Origin of the sequence: Streptomyces sp. TG1A-60, from assembly GCF_037201975.1 — a bacterium.
In the GTDB taxonomy this organism is placed as follows: Bacteria; Actinomycetota; Actinomycetes; order Streptomycetales; family Streptomycetaceae; genus Streptomyces.
The window spans coordinates 3901718-3916940 of sequence record NZ_CP147520.1; the positions used below are offsets into that span (position 1 = coordinate 3901718).

13 protein-coding genes and 1 pseudogene are annotated in these 15223 nt (G+C 70.9%); 8 read left to right on the forward strand and 6 right to left on the reverse strand.

Translation table 11 applies throughout. The features are described from left to right. Window positions 1-48 precede the first annotated feature (48 nt). Genes WBG99_RS16710 through WBG99_RS16720 form a run of 3 tightly spaced genes read left to right on the forward strand, consistent with a single transcriptional unit; the run spans window position 49 to window position 4229 of the window. Window positions 49-1224, forward strand: a complete 1176-nt coding sequence (locus WBG99_RS16710; protein WP_338897074.1) for an FAD-binding oxidoreductase — start codon at window positions 49-51, stop codon at window positions 1222-1224. Between the two features lie 31 nt (window positions 1225-1255). After that, window positions 1256-2647, forward strand: coding sequence for a VOC family protein (locus tag WBG99_RS16715; protein WP_338897075.1), 1392 nt, complete (start codon window positions 1256-1258; stop codon window positions 2645-2647). Between the two features lie 49 nt (window positions 2648-2696). Beyond that, window positions 2697-4229 carry an aldehyde dehydrogenase family protein gene (locus WBG99_RS16720; RefSeq protein WP_338897076.1) on the forward strand — a complete coding sequence of 511 codons (1533 nt, stop codon included), beginning with the start codon at window positions 2697-2699 and terminating at the stop codon, window positions 4227-4229. Between the two features lie 83 nt (window positions 4230-4312). Here the strand turns inward: WBG99_RS16720 and chvE are convergent, their stop codons facing one another. From chvE to WBG99_RS16740, 4 genes are all read right to left on the reverse strand, one after another. Further along, complete coding sequence (gene chvE / locus WBG99_RS16725; RefSeq protein ID WP_338897077.1) at window positions 4313-5401, reverse strand: multiple monosaccharide ABC transporter substrate-binding protein; 1089 nt, start codon at window positions 5399-5401, stop codon at window positions 4313-4315. A 781-nt stretch (window positions 5402-6182) separates the two neighbouring features. Further along, entirely contained in the window at window positions 6183-6461 is a 279-nt protein-coding gene (locus WBG99_RS16730) for a hypothetical protein (protein ID WP_338897078.1), read from the reverse strand. Window positions 6462-6466: 5 nt separating this feature from the next. Then, window positions 6467-7066 (reverse strand): DUF5994 family protein, encoded by a 600-nt coding sequence (locus WBG99_RS16735; protein ID WP_338897079.1) that lies wholly within the window; start codon window positions 7064-7066, stop codon window positions 6467-6469. Window positions 7067-7304: 238 nt separating this feature from the next. Next, window positions 7305-7817, reverse strand: a complete 513-nt coding sequence (locus tag WBG99_RS16740; RefSeq protein WP_338897080.1) for a DUF5994 family protein — start codon at window positions 7815-7817, stop codon at window positions 7305-7307. 180 nt (window positions 7818-7997) lie between these two features. Here WBG99_RS16740 and WBG99_RS16745 point away from each other — a divergent pair, with 180 nt between their 5' ends. The 3 genes from WBG99_RS16745 to WBG99_RS16755 all read left to right on the forward strand — a co-directional run bounded on the left by WBG99_RS16745 (window position 7998) and on the right by WBG99_RS16755 (window position 10164). Then, window positions 7998-8240, forward strand: a complete 243-nt coding sequence (locus tag WBG99_RS16745) for a hypothetical protein (protein WP_338897081.1) — start codon at window positions 7998-8000, stop codon at window positions 8238-8240. 270 nt (window positions 8241-8510) lie between these two features. Continuing rightward, window positions 8511-8954, forward strand: a complete 444-nt coding sequence (locus WBG99_RS16750) for a DUF5994 family protein (protein WP_338900366.1) — start codon at window positions 8511-8513, stop codon at window positions 8952-8954. A gap of 523 nt (window positions 8955-9477) precedes the next feature. After that, complete coding sequence (locus tag WBG99_RS16755) at window positions 9478-10164, forward strand: DUF2637 domain-containing protein (RefSeq protein ID WP_338897082.1); 687 nt, start codon at window positions 9478-9480, stop codon at window positions 10162-10164. 92 nt (window positions 10165-10256) lie between these two features. On the opposite strand, the gene WBG99_RS16760 is transcribed toward WBG99_RS16755, so the two are convergent. Both WBG99_RS16760 and WBG99_RS16765 read right to left on the reverse strand, forming a co-directional pair. Continuing rightward, window positions 10257-12020 (reverse strand): ABC transporter permease subunit, encoded by a 1764-nt coding sequence (locus WBG99_RS16760; RefSeq protein ID WP_338897083.1) that lies wholly within the window; start codon window positions 12018-12020, stop codon window positions 10257-10259. A gap of 6 nt (window positions 12021-12026) precedes the next feature. Further along, on the reverse strand, window positions 12027-13550 hold the full coding sequence (locus WBG99_RS16765) for an ABC transporter substrate-binding protein (RefSeq protein WP_338897084.1): 1524 nt from the start codon (window positions 13548-13550) through the stop codon (window positions 12027-12029). Between the two features lie 392 nt (window positions 13551-13942). Here WBG99_RS16765 and WBG99_RS16770 point away from each other — a divergent pair. Continuing rightward, window positions 13943-14422: pseudogene (locus WBG99_RS16770) on the forward strand (amino acid permease); the annotation flags it as partial. 556 nt (window positions 14423-14978) lie between these two features. Next, window positions 14979-15182, forward strand: coding sequence for a cold-shock protein (locus WBG99_RS16775; protein ID WP_010032345.1), 204 nt, complete (start codon window positions 14979-14981; stop codon window positions 15180-15182). Window positions 15183-15223: the final 41 nt, after the last annotated feature.

Consider the following 15223-nt stretch of genomic DNA (forward strand, 5'->3'; position numbering starts at 1 on the left):
GAACGATGTCCCTTCGGCTCAGGCGTCGGCCTCTGGAAGGACACTCTCTTGTCCCTCTCCTCCACCTTCCGCACCGTTCCGCCCGCCGCCGACGTCGTGATCATCGGCGGCGGGGTGATGGGCACCAGCATCGCGTTCCACCTCGCCGAGGCGGGGGTGACCGACATCGTCGTGGTCGAGCGCGGCGAGCTGTGCGGCGGCAGCTCGGGCAAACCGATCGGCGGCGTGCGCGCCCAGTTCTCCGACCCGCTCAACATCGAACTGGGCAGCCGGAGCCTGCGCGCCTTCCAGGACTTCCCGCACCGCCCCGGCGCCGACATCCGCCTCGACAGCGTCGGCTACCTCTTCCTGCTCACCACCGACCGGCAGGCCGCGGACTTCGAGACGTGCGTCGAGGTCCAGAACGGTCTGGACGTGCCCAGCCGCGTGATCACCCCCGGTGAGGCCCTCCGGCTGTGCCCGTACATCAGTACCGAGGGACTCGTCGCCGCGGTCTACTCACCCACCGACGGCCACGCCCGCCCCGCCCTGGTCGTCCAGGGGTACGCGGACGCGGCGGCCCGCGCCGGCGTCACCTTCGCCACCCACACGAGCGTGACCGGCATCGACACCGCCGGCGACCGCGTCACCACCGTGCACACCGACCACGGCCCCGTCTCCTGCTCCACGGTGATCTGCGCGGCGGGCGCCTGGTCGGGACGGATCGGCGCCATGGCCGGGATCGACCTGCCCGTGCGGCCGGTACGCCGCCAGCTCGCCTTCACCGAGCCGCTCACGCCCCCGGCACCCCGTATCCCCTTCACCATCGACTTCGCGTCGTCGGCCTACTTCCACAACAGCGACGACGGGCTGCTGTTCGGCCTCGCCGACCCCGGCCAGCCGGACGGCTTCGACACCACCTGGACCCCGGAGTGGCTGGAGCTCTTCCGGAACGTCGCACGGCACCGCGCCCCCGCGTTGGCCGACATGGCGACGACCGGCGGCTGGGCCGGGCTGTACGAGATCACCCCCGACCACAACGCGCTGATCGGACGCTCCGCCGAGCTGCCCGACTTCCTGTACGCCACCGGGTTCTCGGGCCACGGCTTCCTGCAGGCCCCGGCCGTCGGCGAGATCCTGCGCGACCTGCACCTGGACCGTACGCCCTTCGTCGACATCTCCCCCCTCAGCGCGGACCGCTTCCGGACCGGGGCCGAGATCCGTCCCGAGGCCCACGTGGTGTGAGCCCGTCCCCGTTCGAAAGGCAGACCCTTCCATGATCAGCCAGTGGCGGCTGCGCGCCGCCTTCGCCGCCCGGCTCTCGGACATGTACGGGCGGGAGGTCCCCGCCTACACCACGCTCGTGGACGTCTCGCGCGAGGTCAACGAGGAGGTGCTGCGCGCGCGAGGCGCCGACGCCGAACGCCTCGGCTCCATCAGCCGGGTGACCGCCGAACGGCACGGCGCCATCCGCGTGGGCACCCCGGCCGAACTACGGCAGGTCGCCCGTGTCTTCGGCGCCCTCGGCATGCACCCGGTCGGCTTCTACGACCTGCGCGAAGCCGCCTCCAGCGCGGTACCCGTCGTATCGACCGCGTTCCGTCCCGTCGACGGCGACGAGCTGGCCCGCAATCCCTTCCGCGTCTTCACCTCCATGCTCACCCCCGCCGACCCCCGCTTCTTCGACACCGATCTGCGGGACCGCCTGGAGACGTTCCTCGCCGCCCGCGAGCTGTTCCCGCCGACGCTGCTCGACCTGGCGGACCGGGCGGAGGCGGAGGGCGGACTGTCCGAGCAGGACGCCGAACCATTCCTCCGACTAGCCGTCGCCGCCTTCGAGTTGTCACCCGAACCCATCGACAGGGCCTGGTACGAGACGCTGGAGAAGGTCTCGGCCGTCGCCGCGGACATCGGCGGCGTACGCAGCACCCACATCAACCACCTCACCCCGCGCGTCCTCGACATCGACGAGCTCTACCGGCGCATGACCGAGCGCGGCATCGAGATGATCGACACGATCCAGGGTCCCCCCGCGTGTCAGGGCCCCGACCTGCTGCTGCGCCAGACGTCCTTCCGGGCCCTGGCCGAGCCCCGCGCCCTGCGCGCCCCGGACGGCGGCGTGACCAGCGGTGCCCTGCGCGTGCGGTTCGGCGAGGTCGAAGCCCGCGGCATCGCCGTCACCCGCGAGGGCCGGGCCCTCTACGACCGCCTGCTCACCCTCGTCGACGAGCAGGCGGCCCAGCACCCCGGCGCGGAGCGGACCGAACTCGCGCGCGCCCTGTGGACCGAGCACGTCCCCGGCACCGAACGCGACCTGGCCGCCCAGGGGTTGGGATACTTCACCTACCGCGTCACCCCTGGCCGGCCGGGGGACGGCAGCCGCCCGCCCCAGGCCCTCGGCGACCTGCTGGACCAGGGCTGGGTACGCGCCGAGCCCATCGTCTACGAGGACTTCCTGCCCCGCTCGGCGGCCGGCATCTTCCAGTCCAACCTCAGCGGTGAGGGCTCCAGGGACAACGAGCGGCAGGGCGCCGCCTACGACAGCGCGTGGCTCTCCGGCGCCCTCGACCGTGAAGTCCTCGACCCCTACGCCCTGTACGAGCGGCAGCGAGACCACTCCCTCGCCCAGGTCGCCCGGGAGCTGGAACTCGACGGCCCGCCCGGCTGACCCCGCCTGCCGGACCTCCTCACCCCCTCACCACTCTCAAGGGAGCACCATGACCACCAGCACCACCCTGCCCACCACCGAGGACCTGCGCGCCCGCGCCCGCGGGAGCCTGGAGCGCGTCGGCGCGACCGTCCCCGAGGGCACCGACTTCCCCGCCCGCACACCCATCACCGGCGAGGACCTCTTCGGCCTTGCCGCCACGAGCGACGCGGACGCCGAGGAGGCCGTCGGCGCCGCCCACGAGGCGTTCCTCACCTGGCGTGCCACGCCGGCTCCCCGGCGCGGCGAACTCGTCCGCCGTCTGGGCGAGTTGCTGCGCGACCACAAGAGCGACCTGGCCGACCTCATCACCGTCGAAGCGGGCAAGATCCGCTCGGAGGCGCTCGGCGAGGTCCAGGAGATGATCGACATCTGTGACTTCGCGGTCGGTCTGTCCCGGCAGCTCTACGGCCGCACCATCGCCTCCGAGCGCCCCGGCCACCGCCTCGCCGAGACCTGGCACCCGCTCGGCGTGGTCGGCGTCATCTCCGCCTTCAACTTCCCCGCCGCCGTGTGGTCGTGGAACACCGCAGTGGCCCTGGCCTGCGGTGACACGGTGGTCTGGAAGCCCTCCGAACTCACCCCGCTGATCTCACTGGCCTGCGACCGGCTGCTCGACCGGGCGGCCGAGGAGGTCGGCGCCCCCCGCGACGTGCACCGTCTGCTGCTCGGCGACCGCGCCGTCGGCGAGCGGCTCGTGGACGAACCGCGCGTCGCGCTCGTCAGCGCCACCGGCTCCACCCGCATGGGGCGCGAGGTCGGCCCCCGGGTCGCGGCCCGGTTCGGGCGCAGCCTGCTGGAACTCGGCGGCAACAACGCCGCCGTCGTCGCCCCCTCCGCCGACCTCGACCTCGCCGTCCAGGGCATCGTCTTCGCCGCCGCCGGCACGGCGGGACAGCGCTGCACCACCCTGCGCCGCCTCATCGTCCACCGCGACATCGCGGACACGCTCGTCGCCCGCCTGACGTCGGCATACGCCAAGCTCCCCATCGGCGACCCGTTCGACGAGAACACCCTCGTCGGGCCGCTCATCACCACCGGCGCCCTCGACGGCATGCGGGACGCCGTCGCCCGCGCGCAGGCGCGGGGCGGCAAGGTCCTCGCGGGCGGCGGCCGTCGTCTGGCCGGCATCGCGCCCCGGGCGGCCTACGCCGAGCCGGTCATCATCCGCGTCGACGAACAGACCGACGTCGTACGGGAGGAGACGTTCGCCCCCATCCTCTACGTCCTCACCTACGACACGTTCGAGGAAGCCGTCGCGCTGCACAACGACGTCCCGCAGGGCCTGTCCTCCAGCATCTTCACCCGCGACCAGCAGGAGGCCGAGCGCTTCCTCTCCTGCGAGGGCTCCGACTGCGGCATCGCCAACGTCAACATCGGCACCTCCGGAGCGGAGATCGGTGGTGCCTTCGGCGGGGAGAAGGAGACGGGCGGCGGCCGGGAGTCCGGCTCCGACGCCTGGCGCGCGTACATGCGCCCGGCGACCAACACCATCAACTACTCCAGCCGCCTCGCCCTCGCACAGAACGTCAGCTTCCTGTAGTTCCCCTTTTCCCGTGGCTCGTTGCCGGTTGCCGGTTCCCCGCTCCCGGTTCTGCCCCGCCCCCGCCCCGTCCGGGTGTGCGGCTACTTGAGCTCGGCTTCGGTGTAGTAGCCGCTGGCGACCAGGAGGTACTCGTAGTTGGTCTTGTCGACGCTCATGGGCTGGAGCAGGTAGGCGGGTACAGCCTTGACGCCGTTGTTGTAGGACCTTCTGTTGTTCAGCTCCGGCGTCTTGTCGTTGAGTATGTCGTCGGCCATGTCCGCGGCGACCCCGGCGAGCTGGCGGAGGTCCTTGTAGACGGTCTGGGACTGCTCGCCCGCGATGATCGACTTCACCGAGGCCAGTTCGGCGTCCTGGCCGGTGATGACCGGGAGGGGTTCGCCGGCGGTGCCGTAGCCGTGCGACTTGAGCGCGGACAGGATGCCGATGGAGATGCCGTCGTACGGCGACAGGACCGCGTCGACCGTCTCGGTCCGGTACGTCTCGTCGAGGAGGCCGTTCATCCGCTTCTGCGCGGTGGGCCCGTCCCAGCGCAGGGTGGTGATCTCGTCGAGCTCGGTCTGGCCGGACCGGACGACCAACTGCTCGCTGTCCAGGTAGGGCTGCAGGAGGTGCATCGCGCCGTCGAAGAAGTACTTGGTGTTGTTGTCGTCGGGGGAGCCGGCGAACAACTCGATGTTGAACGGGCCCTTGCCGTCCTCCAGGCCGAGCTCGTCGATGATGTGGAGGGCCTGGAGCCGGCCGACCTGCTCGTTGTCGAAGGAGACGTAGTAGTCGACGTTCTTGGTGCCGAGGATGAGCCGGTCGTAGGAGATCACCGGGATGCCGGCTTCGGCCGCCTGTCGGAGCGCGCCGTTCAGCGACTTGTTGTCGATGGCCGCGATGATCAGTGCGTCGACGCCCTGCTTGATCAGTTTCTCGACCTGTGAGACCTGGGCTTTCGGGTCGTCGTCGCCATAGACCAGCTCGGTCTTGTACCCCTTGTCCCGCAGGTCCTCGACGACGCTCTTGCCGTCGGTGAGCCAGCGCTCCGAGGCCCGGGTCGGCAGGGCGACTCCGATGGTGCCGCCCTCGGAGCCGGCCTCGCTGGTCTCGCCGCCGCAGGCGGACACGGTGAGGGCGAGGGAGGCGGCTCCGGCGATGGCGGCGAGGACGGCTCTTCGGTTGCGCATGGGTGAATGTTCCCTGTTCTTCTCGTCGTTGAGAGGATGACGGCGTACCAGATGCCGGTGGGGGTGGAGCGGGCCGGGCAGGACCAGAACACATCGGACGCGGCCCACCCGCTCACGGGCGCTCCGGGATCGGGTCCCGCAGGGGGGCGCCGTACGGCTGGATCCCGGGCGCCCCGGACGGACCGGACGTCAGGCAGAGCGGTGTGCGCCACGGAGGGTCCGCTCGGCGGCCCCGTGGATCGCGCCGGGCCCCCCGAGGTCGTCGGGGGGCACGGTGCACAGGTCTCAACATAATGAACCGCCGTCGGGTCCCGCTGAAGTCATCGCGAATCAGAGCACCCGGGGCTCGCCGACTCTCGCGATCCCTTCGCCGGTGCGCACCGGTGCGCGGGTCTGGCTGCGCCACGGCGTTCCGGGCACGTGTGTGCTGATTCCGGTGCTACGCAGGGCACTTGCCTCTCAATCGTTCGAAATCTCGTCTCATGGTCGGAATGCTGGCGTGACATTAGGAGAGGGCGTGTGGAGTGTCAACGGGACGAACACGGACAGCTCCCGGAAAGATGCCGAAGATCGCCATCGGTCCTCGGAGCCACGTCCGCCCCGAGGCTCATCGGCCAGGTCCAGGCGTCGGCGGGCCTCAGCGTCGGCCTGGTGAACCGCGAGAACCCGTCTTGTTTGTGCGGAGCCCGCGGCCGGGGCCCGGGCCGCGGGCTGTGCTGTCGGTTCGACTGGTTCGGCGCCGTCGGTAACGGGCCCGGAGAGCCTGCCGGAACGGGGACGCTCACCGGGCTCCTTCACGGGTGCGGCGCCGGGGTCGGAGCCAGGGGCGGAGCCGCCGGCGTCCGCCGTGGCGATGGTCGCGACGGGCGGTGCCGCTCGTCCCCGCCCCGTCGCGGGCCTTCGGCGGAGCCGACGGCGCCGGTCCCGCGACAGGCAGCCCGGAGCGGCCGTAGTGGAAGTCGGCGATGCGTTCGTCGTGCTGCGAGTTGAGCCGGTGGATGAGGAGCACCCCGAGAGCGATGACTCCCAGGATCACCGCCACGGTCACGAACGTCTCCACGGTCCTCACCTTCCCCTCGGCCGCTGGCGCATCGTGGCCGTCGCGGCCGGGCTCCCAGGACGTGCGACCGGGTCGCGGGCCCCGTGTCCTCCTTCGGAGTCCCAGACCCCTTCGACGGCCCGGTCGGCCTCGTCGACCGTCCGCAGGCGCGCCGCCTCCTCCGTCAACCGGCTCGCGGTCGACGTGCCGCGTGGATCACTCGCGGCGGCCATCAGCCAGGCGGCCGACACGGGAGTCGTCTCCGGGGGGACCACCAGGAGGTTCCAGCGGCCCGTGCGGTACGAGAGCAACAGCAGTTCGTGCGGGTCCTGCTCCGGCAGGAACCAGCCCACCTTCATCACATGCCCGGTGACCGGCACCTTGCGCGGAACGACCCGCCAGCGGGTGGGATTCACCGAGACCCGGGTGATCCGCCCCCACAGCGGATCCAACACGGCTGCCAGTGAGGGGAGTTCCGCCCCGAGATCGCGGGAGCGAGGCCACCAGGCGCCGTCCAGCAAAGGCGGTGCGGGACCGACGGGAGCCAGTGCCAGACGCAGAGAAGAGGACGAGGAGAACCGGTGATCGGCTTCGACTGTCGGCTTGCGGGAAATGGTCGCAGTCATGACGCGGACCCTGCCCCGGGCCGACCGCGACCGGCCCGGCATATTCCATCGCCGAGGACGACACGAGCCTGGAAGCCGGTGCGCGAAATGTCCTCGGTGATTTCAGCGTACTCCTCGGACAGCTCCAACGACTTCGGCACCAAGGCCGCCCCGACCACGGCCATCCCGATCACGGCCATCCCGGCGCCGACGACGGTCCGGCCCGACGACCGCCGCGGCTGGCCGAGACGTTTCCGGGCTATCCGCCGCCGGCCTGCGGGCCTTGGCCGGCGCTCGGGTCCGCCCGCCCGGTGCCGGTGTCGATGAGGATCTGTTCGGCCTGCGTCACGCTGCCGGTACGGACGGCCTCAGCCATGGCGGCCCGCGCGGCGTCGGGCGCCGCGTGCGGCGGGACCACGAGGAGGGAGAAGAGATCCTGCTCGCCACGGGTGATCAGGACGGTGTCGTCGCCGACCGGGAAGGATTCGATGTGGACGACACGGTCGTCGATGGTCATCCGCGTCGGCAACTCCTCCCAGGCGCCGGTGTCCAGGCCGACACGCGTGATGGGCCCCAGGTGCTCCGTCAGTGCGGTGATCAGGCTGGGGAGTTCGGCGGCGATGTCGCGGGAACGAGGCCACCACGCCCCGTCGAGCACGCCCTGCCGGTAACGGTTCGTCTCCAGCCGTACGACAGCCGTCCCGGGCCGCACGGCCTCGTGAACGGCGTCGGGGAGGAGCCTGGTCACACGCGGGGAGTCGGAGTCGGCCATCGCTCTCGCCTGCCTGCCTGCCTGGAATGAGGACACCGAGGGGCTTCCTCGTTTCACGGTACTCCCCGGCCGACGGCGGCCCGGGAAGCCCGCCGGTCACCCCCGGGGCCACCGGGCACACCGGAGTAAGGTGAGAGATCCGGCCCGTCTCCTACCGGGACACAGCACGTCGAGGTCGCCATGCAGTCCACGGGAACACCCTCGGACGAGCACGCCGAGGTCCGCATCGTCGCCGCGTCGCCCGAGGTCGCCCGCCGGGTCGCGGAGGTGCTCCGCCGTTGCTTCGCCGCCACCGAGCAGCGCAGCTACCCGGCGGGCGCCGACGGAGGAACACGCCTCGACCTCACCGTGGACACCACACGCGCGGCGGAACCGGCACAGTCGTGGCTGGAGAGCAGCCGCTCCGCGGAGGACGGCGGCTGACGGGTGTGAGCCGCCGCCCGGGAAGCGTCCGCCCGGCCCCTTCGGGGAGTAGCGTGAACTCAACGGGAGCACTTCGTACACCGGCTCCGATGCCGGTGTCGTTCCCGGTGAACGAAGACACCGGGCGGTCGCGCGAGCGCAGCGGTCCGGAGACGGGTTTGCGCGATGTCCCCGACCACCTCCCATCCCCCGCTACGGTCCGTTCCCTTCAGGACCCCGACCGCGCGCCTCGCGCTGAGATCCAGGAGCCCGTCCGCGGGGAGCGCCGAGCTGGACGGCGCCTGGTGGCCTCGTTCACGTGACCTGGCGGGCGAACTCTCCGACTTGGCGGACGTGCTGGATCCGCTGTGGGGGCGGATCACCCGTATCGCGGTCAACCCCCGCTACTGGCCGATCCTTCCGCCGAGGGTCTTCGTCAACGGCCATGTGGTGAAGGTCGGTTGGTTCACCTCGGAGCTGGACCCGCACAAGATCCTTCTACTGTCCTACACCGCGGGCCGCTGGGATCTCCTGGTGATCCCCCCGGAGACCGGCGCCCCCTCCGCCGCCCGGCTGATGGTCGCCGCGAGCGCGGACACCGGCCCGCCGATGACCGCGACCGCGCTCATGACGGCGGAACGGACCCGCCACAGGAGCCCGGAAGCCTGGAAGGACGTGAGCGGCGGCGCCCTGTCGTCACCCGGCCCGGATCAGCTGCGCGCCGTGGGGATGTGACCGCCGCCCTGGTCACCGCCACGGCCGTCAGCGGCTGCCGACCCGCCCGTGCGGTTCCTTGTCGGCAGTCGTCCCTCGATGAGGGAACGGACCTCGACCCGCAGGACGTGGGGGGACGCGGGTTGGGGCGCCGCGGTGGCCTCCGCGGCGGCGTCGGCGGCCCTCCCGCGGCCCACGCTCCAGGCCCTCGATAACAGCAGGTAATAAATCTTCTGAATTTCATCACCTATGCACTGCGATCCGATACTCAAGATAATCCCCGCCGTTTGCCCTTCCCTCGAATGCCCGATACCTGAGCCGCGCGAGGCTCGTTGGGTGAACGTGACACAGATCTCCTCCCCAGCTGACCAGACCGCCCCCAGAAGGCGGCATCGCTTCGTTCGAGTCGGTCGAAAGAAGAATGGGCCTCACGTGCTACTCGGACCTTCTTGCAGATTTCCTTGAAATCATAACAAGCTGGAAAGAGAATACCGGCGCGCTGCGAGCAGGAGCGTGCAGGAGTCGACGAGGGGCAGGATTCGGGATGAGAACCGACTATGACGCGGTGGGCCAGGACCCTGATGACACTCAGCCGTTCGCCACGCAGAGCCTCTACTACATTCCCGACCCGAGAAGCCCGTCGGAGGGCTGGGATCCGGACGAAGAGCTGGCTCAGATCCTGTATACGACGCAGAGCGCGGACCTCGCGCCTCCCTCACACGACAGTCCCAGGCGCCCACGCCGCCCGGCCAGCCGACGACGGCCTCGTCCAGGCGCGCACATCGTCTCCGGGAACTCGCGCGTCATCACCATCGCATTCCTGATCGCCATAATCGTCCTGTGCGCCTTGGCGATGCTGTGCTGGTCGCTCTCCTATTCGTATCGTCAACTGCACGACATCGCGCTTCTGGTCGTGTCGGACAAGTTGGCGCAATGGTGGCCGTTGACGGTGTACGGGCCATGGCTGGTGGCTGGTCTATCCATTCTGCGGGCGTCGGTTCAGCACCGGACCGCTCGGCGCTCGTGGACGGTGATGCTGATTTCCTCCGGAACCGCGGCGGCTCTCTGCGTCGGTCAGGCGCCGAGTTCCCTGCTCGCGATGGTGATCGTCGGGATTCCGCCGATCACCGCCCTGGTCTGTTTCCGAGAACTCGTCGGTCAGTTCTCGTCTCGGTCCGGCGCCCGGCATGCCGCCGACACCGTGAGAAGACCGGTGAAAGAAAGACCGTAGTGATTTCGTCGGTTTTTCGGATAAGAGAAGACTTCGGCCGAACGCGGAGTTCCGCGTACATGAGGCCGCGCGGGTGACCGGGTGACCGGAGCTCAACGTCGTCGGCCCGCCGGGCGGCCGATCGCCGTGCCGGAGACGGCGAGCACCGAGAGGAGAACGAGGGCGAGGGCGGGGCCGAGGACGGTCCAGGGGGCCAGTTCGACGTAGGGCTGGTTCTCGGAGAGCAGGCGGCCCCACTCCGGGGTGGGGGGCTGTTCGCCCAGGCCGAGGAAGCCGAGGGAGGCCAGGACGAGGACTGTCGTGGGCAGCCGTAGCAGGGCGTTGCGCACCAGTGCGGGCAGGACCGCCGGCAGCAGGTGGTGGCGCAGGAGGTAGGAGCGGCCCGCGCCGAAGGAGATCGACGCGAGCATGTGGCCGCTGGCCCGTTCCTGTTCGAGGAGGGCGGCGGTCTGTGCGGCGTAGGGGGTCCAGGCCACCAGGCACACCGCGCACGCGGCGCCCCAGACCGACGGCCCGGTCACCGCGGTCGTGAGCAGTCCGGCGAGGACGGCCGGCAGGGTGGAGACCACCTCGGTCAGGCCCGCGCCGACCTGTGTCGCCGTGCCGATGAGAAGGCCGGCGAGGGCGCTGACCACGGTCACCGTGAGGGCCACCCCGGCCGTGCGGAGGGCTCCGTGGCCGAGCCGGGCCAGCAGGTCGCGGCCGAGTGAGTCGGTGCCGAGCGGGTGCGCGGCGGACGGTGGGAGCAGCCGCGCCGTGGTGTCCACGAGCAGGGGGTCACGCAGGAGGCCGGCGACGACCAGGGTGAGCAGGGCGAGGGCGCAGAAGCCGACGATCCAGGGCAGTGAACGGGGCCGGGGGAGTGTGGGCGGGTGCAGGGCGGGCAGGGCACCGTCCCGCAGGGCGGGGCCGAGCAGAGCACGGCGTACGGCCTGGATGACGAGGCCGGCGCAGACTCCGAGCAGGACCAGGGCCAGGGTCGCGGTCTGCAGCGGCGGGAGGTCCTGGGCGATGGCGGCCTCCAGCGCGAGGCGGCCGAGGCCCGGGATGTTGAAGATCTTCTCCACCGCGACCGCGCCGCCGACGAGGGCGACGACGGTCGGCAGGAGCTGCGGAAGCACCCCGGACAGCGCGCGGCGCAGCGCGGTGCGCGCGATACGGCCGGACGGGAGGCCGTTCGCACGCCAGGTCCGTGCCCAGGGCTCGTGGAAGGCGGCGGGCAGGGACTGGTCGAGCAGTCCGCCGATCATCGCCCCGGAGGGCACCCCGAGGGCGAGCGCGGGTAGGACCATCGACCGCGGTCCCGCCCAGCCCTGGGAGGGGAACCAGCCCAGCCACACCCCGCACACCGTCGCGAGCAGCGAGGCGAGCAGGAACTTGGGCAGCGCGGCGAGGACGGCCGCCCCGGTGCCCGCCCGCCCCTGCCGCAGCCGCCGCCGGGACCCGAGATGGAGGGTGCGGGCACAGACCAGCGCGGCGACCGCGACGGTCACCGTCAGCGCCCCGAGCATCAGCGTGACGGAGACCGCGAAGGCATTCGTCACCTCCGGCAGGACCGGTTCGCCCGACACCCAGGAGGTGCCCGCGTCGCCGTGCGCCAGCCCGTCCAGCCACGCCGCGAGGTGCGCCAACGGCCCCTCGTCCAGGCCCAGTCGCTCGCGTAGGGCGGACAACTGCGCCGGGGTCGGGTCCTGTTCGGCGGAGCGGGCGCGCAGGACGGTCAGCGCGGGGTCGGTGCCGGACAGCCAGGGCAGGAACGCGACGGCCGTCAGCAGCGTGCCCCCGGCGACGACCCGGCCGACCCCGGCGCGCCACCGGGTCGGCCGGCCGTGGGCGGCGGCCGGTGCGACGCTCATCGGCGGTTACTTCAGGTGGGTGTCGACGTCGACCAGGGACCGCTCGCGTGGGTCGAGGAGTACGCCCTCGACGTCGTCGGCGATGCCCTGTACGACCTTCTCGTGGACCAGCGGCACGACGGCGTCGGTGCGCAGGATCTCGGCCTCGGCCCGCATGATCTTCTGCTGCCGCTTCGCCGTGTCGCCTTCCTCGGCGGCGGACTTGATGGCCTGGTCGACCTTCGTGTCCTTCAGGCCCGCGATGTTGTAGACGCCGTCGCTGGTGTAGTCGCTGGCGAGGTAGGCGACCGCGTCGCCGGTGTCGAGGAGTGTGACGCGGGAGAAGATGAGCGCGTCGTACCTGCCCGCGAGGAGGTCGGCCTCCATCTGCGTGTACTCGCGTACGTCCTGCTTCACGGTGAACCCGGCCTTCTCCAGTTGCTGCTGGAGGACGCTCGCGGCCTCGGGGAGTTCGGCGCGGTTGGTGTAGGTGGCCAGGCGCAGGGTCTTGCCCTTCGTCTCCGTCCCCACCTGGGCGGCGGTCGCGGCCTTCGCCCGGCCGGTCACCTCCACGCGCTGGTCGGCGGCCCAGGGGACGGCCGGCCCGAACAGGCCCTGCGCGGGGTCGGCGTAGCCACCGAAGACGGAGTCGACGAGGACGCCGCCGTCTACGGCCTCGCGGGCGGCGGCCCGCAGCGCGGCGTCGGTGAGGAGACCACTGCCGGTGTTGAGGACCAGGCTGTCGGTGCGCACGGAGGGCACCTCGTGGCGGGTCTTCTCGTCGAGGAGCTTCGCCTGCGCGGTGGGGATCCACTCGGCGATGTCGACGTCGCCGCCGCGCAGGGCGTTGGCGCGGGCGGTGCCGTCGGCTATCCAGCTGACGTCGATGCCGGGCGCCTTGGCCTTGCCGCCCCAGTAGCCGTCGAAGCGGTCGAGCCTGGCCTTGCTCTTGCCGGTGAGCTTGGTGATCTCGAAGGGCCCGGTGCCGGTGCCGACGGGGCTGACGGTGCCGTCCTCCGCGTACGCCTTCGGGGAGAGGATGCCGAGGGCGGGGCTGGCGAGCCGCAGCGGGAGCACCGGGTCGGCGTTCTTGGTGGTGATCGTGACCGTGTCTGCGTCGTCGGCCTTGGCGGTGAGCGTCACGTCGCTGAGGACGCGGGGCTTGGTCTCGGCCTCGTTCGCGTGGTCGAGTGCGCTCACGACCGACTCGGCGGTGACGTCGCCGCCGTCCTGGAACGTGGCCTTGCGCAGCTCGAAGACCCAGGTCGTGGCGTTCTTCCGCGTCCAGGACTTCGCCAGCGCGGGGGCGGCGGCCCCCTCCTCGTCCAGCGCGGTGAGGCCCTCCGCCACGGAGAGCTTGCTGAGCACGGTGGCGTCGTTGCTGTACGGCGACAGCGCCTGCACCGGCGGCACGGCGAGCGCGACCCGCAGCCGGCCGCCCGTCTCGGCGCCCCCCGCAGGGTCCGAGCCGTCCTCACCGGACACGAAACAGCCGGCCAGCAACGGGCCGAGAGCGAGCGCCGCGAGGACGCTGCGGGAGGTGGTGCGCATGGTGGGTCCTGTCGTGCGAGGAGACGGTCACGCCCCCGTGCGCGACATGCGACTGCGGGGGCGACGGGCAGCATATAAGGCAAGCCTTACCAAAATTGCTCCCCGGGTGGGTGAATTCCCAACCAATGAGATAGCTCACCCTCCGCGCCCCGCCCGGCAACGGGCCGGGCGGGGCCGGGAACGGACCGGCGGGGCCGACGAGCGCGCCCACCAGGCTGCCCCGCCGACCGGACGACAGCGCGCCCCCGGTTGCTAACGATCTGTCGCTCCACACGTTCCATTCCCTTGCCAGGCCCGCGAGTTGGGGCCAGCATGAGGCAGCTCGTTTGAGCCCGAAACAAATTCCTTCTCTTCCGCCCGACAGGTGAGGCATGGGCACAACTGCGTCCAGAATGCGGCACGCGGCCGGCGACGGTTACACGTCCACCGGCTCCCTCAGACAGAACGCGCTCGGCGTCCTGGGCATTCTCTTCCTCGTTCTCTCCGCGCAGGCGCCGCTCACCGGTGTGGCGGGGGCGGCGCTGGTCGCGATAGCCATCGGCAACGGCCCGGGTGTCCCCGCGATGTACGTGGTGGCCGGGGTCGTCGTCCTGCTCTTCTCCGTCGGCTACGTCGCGATGGGCCGCCATGTGGTCGACGCGGGCGCCTTCTACTCGTACGTCGGCAAGGGCCTCGGCGGTACGGCCGCCGCGGGCAGCGCGGGCGTGGCGCTGCTGGCGTACCACGCCATCCAGGCGGCGGTGTACGGGCTGTTCGGGGCCGTCATGAACAGACTGGCGCTGCAGTACCTGGAGCGGGACGTGCCCTGGTGGCTGTTCGCGCTCGGCACCATGGTGATCGTTCAGGTGCTCGGCGCGACCGGCGTCGACGTGTGCCGCCAGGCTTTTGCCTGGCCGTTCATGGCGCGTGCGGGAGCGGGCGGGGACGGGCGTCCGGCCGAGGGGCACCCGCGCGTACGCCTCGGCCGCCCCTGCGAAAGCTTGCCCCCACGGACCCTTCCGCGCTCGCGAGGCAAGGGGAGCGCGAACCCATCGAACCCAACGAACAGGTCGAACAGGTCGAACAGGCCGAACAGGCCGAACAGGTCGCGAGAACGTATTCACGCTTCCGGTCGGCCGCGCGCACGCCGGAGCCTTCGGCATCGAGCGACGTCGGCGGGCGGCGGGCGGCGGCAACACACCGCCTGAGCAGCAATAACCCGTACGACCACCCCAGGCAGCCAAGGCTGTGCTATCTTTGCATGAAGTGGCAGTTTTGGTTACCAGAGGCTTTTGAGTGCTCTTCGACCTTCCGTCGACGAGCACTCTTTTTGTTTCCGGGGCTTTCCGGGACGTTGATCTTCTGATCTTCCCGTCGGGTCAAATCGATGCTGCGACACCGGGTCCGTAAAGTGCGGACTCCGGGCACTTGCATCAAGGGAGTTTCAGCATGGCATCCGGCACCGTGAAGTGGTTCAACGCGGAAAAGGGCTTCGGCTTCATCGAGCAGGAGGGTGGCGGCCCGGACGTGTTCGCCCACTACTCGAACATCGCCACCTCCGGCTTCCGTGAGCTTCAGGAGGGCCAGAAGGTGACCTTCGACGTCACGCAGGGCCAGAAGGGCCCCCAGGCCGAGAACATCGTTCCCGCCTGACGCTGACGCGTACGCATGAGCCGGGGTCCGCGCCCGAAGGG

Excerpts from the sequence above, each read along its gene's own strand:
- WBG99_RS16715 (WP_338897075.1), top strand. The coding sequence starts at position 1,256 with ATGATCAGCCAGTGGCGGCTGCGCGCCGCCTTCGCCGCCCGGCTCTCG.
- WBG99_RS16720 (WP_338897076.1), top strand. The coding sequence starts at position 2,697 with ATGACCACCAGCACCACCCTGCCCACCACCGAGGACCTGCGCGCCCGC.
- chvE (WP_338897077.1), bottom strand. The coding sequence starts at position 5,401 with ATGCGCAACCGAAGAGCCGTCCTCGCCGCCATCGCCGGAGCCGCCTCC.
- WBG99_RS16735 (WP_338897079.1), bottom strand. The coding sequence starts at position 7,066 with ATGACTGCGACCATTTCCCGCAAGCCGACAGTCGAAGCCGATCACCGG.
- WBG99_RS16740 (WP_338897080.1), bottom strand. The coding sequence starts at position 7,817 with ATGGCCGACTCCGACTCCCCGCGTGTGACCAGGCTCCTCCCCGACGCC.
- WBG99_RS16745 (WP_338897081.1), top strand. The coding sequence starts at position 7,998 with ATGCAGTCCACGGGAACACCCTCGGACGAGCACGCCGAGGTCCGCATC.
- WBG99_RS16755 (WP_338897082.1), top strand. The coding sequence starts at position 9,478 with ATGAGAACCGACTATGACGCGGTGGGCCAGGACCCTGATGACACTCAG.
- WBG99_RS16760 (WP_338897083.1), bottom strand. The coding sequence starts at position 12,020 with ATGAGCGTCGCACCGGCCGCCGCCCACGGCCGGCCGACCCGGTGGCGC.
- WBG99_RS16765 (WP_338897084.1), bottom strand. The coding sequence starts at position 13,550 with ATGCGCACCACCTCCCGCAGCGTCCTCGCGGCGCTCGCTCTCGGCCCG.
- WBG99_RS16775 (WP_010032345.1), top strand. The coding sequence starts at position 14,979 with ATGGCATCCGGCACCGTGAAGTGGTTCAACGCGGAAAAGGGCTTCGGC.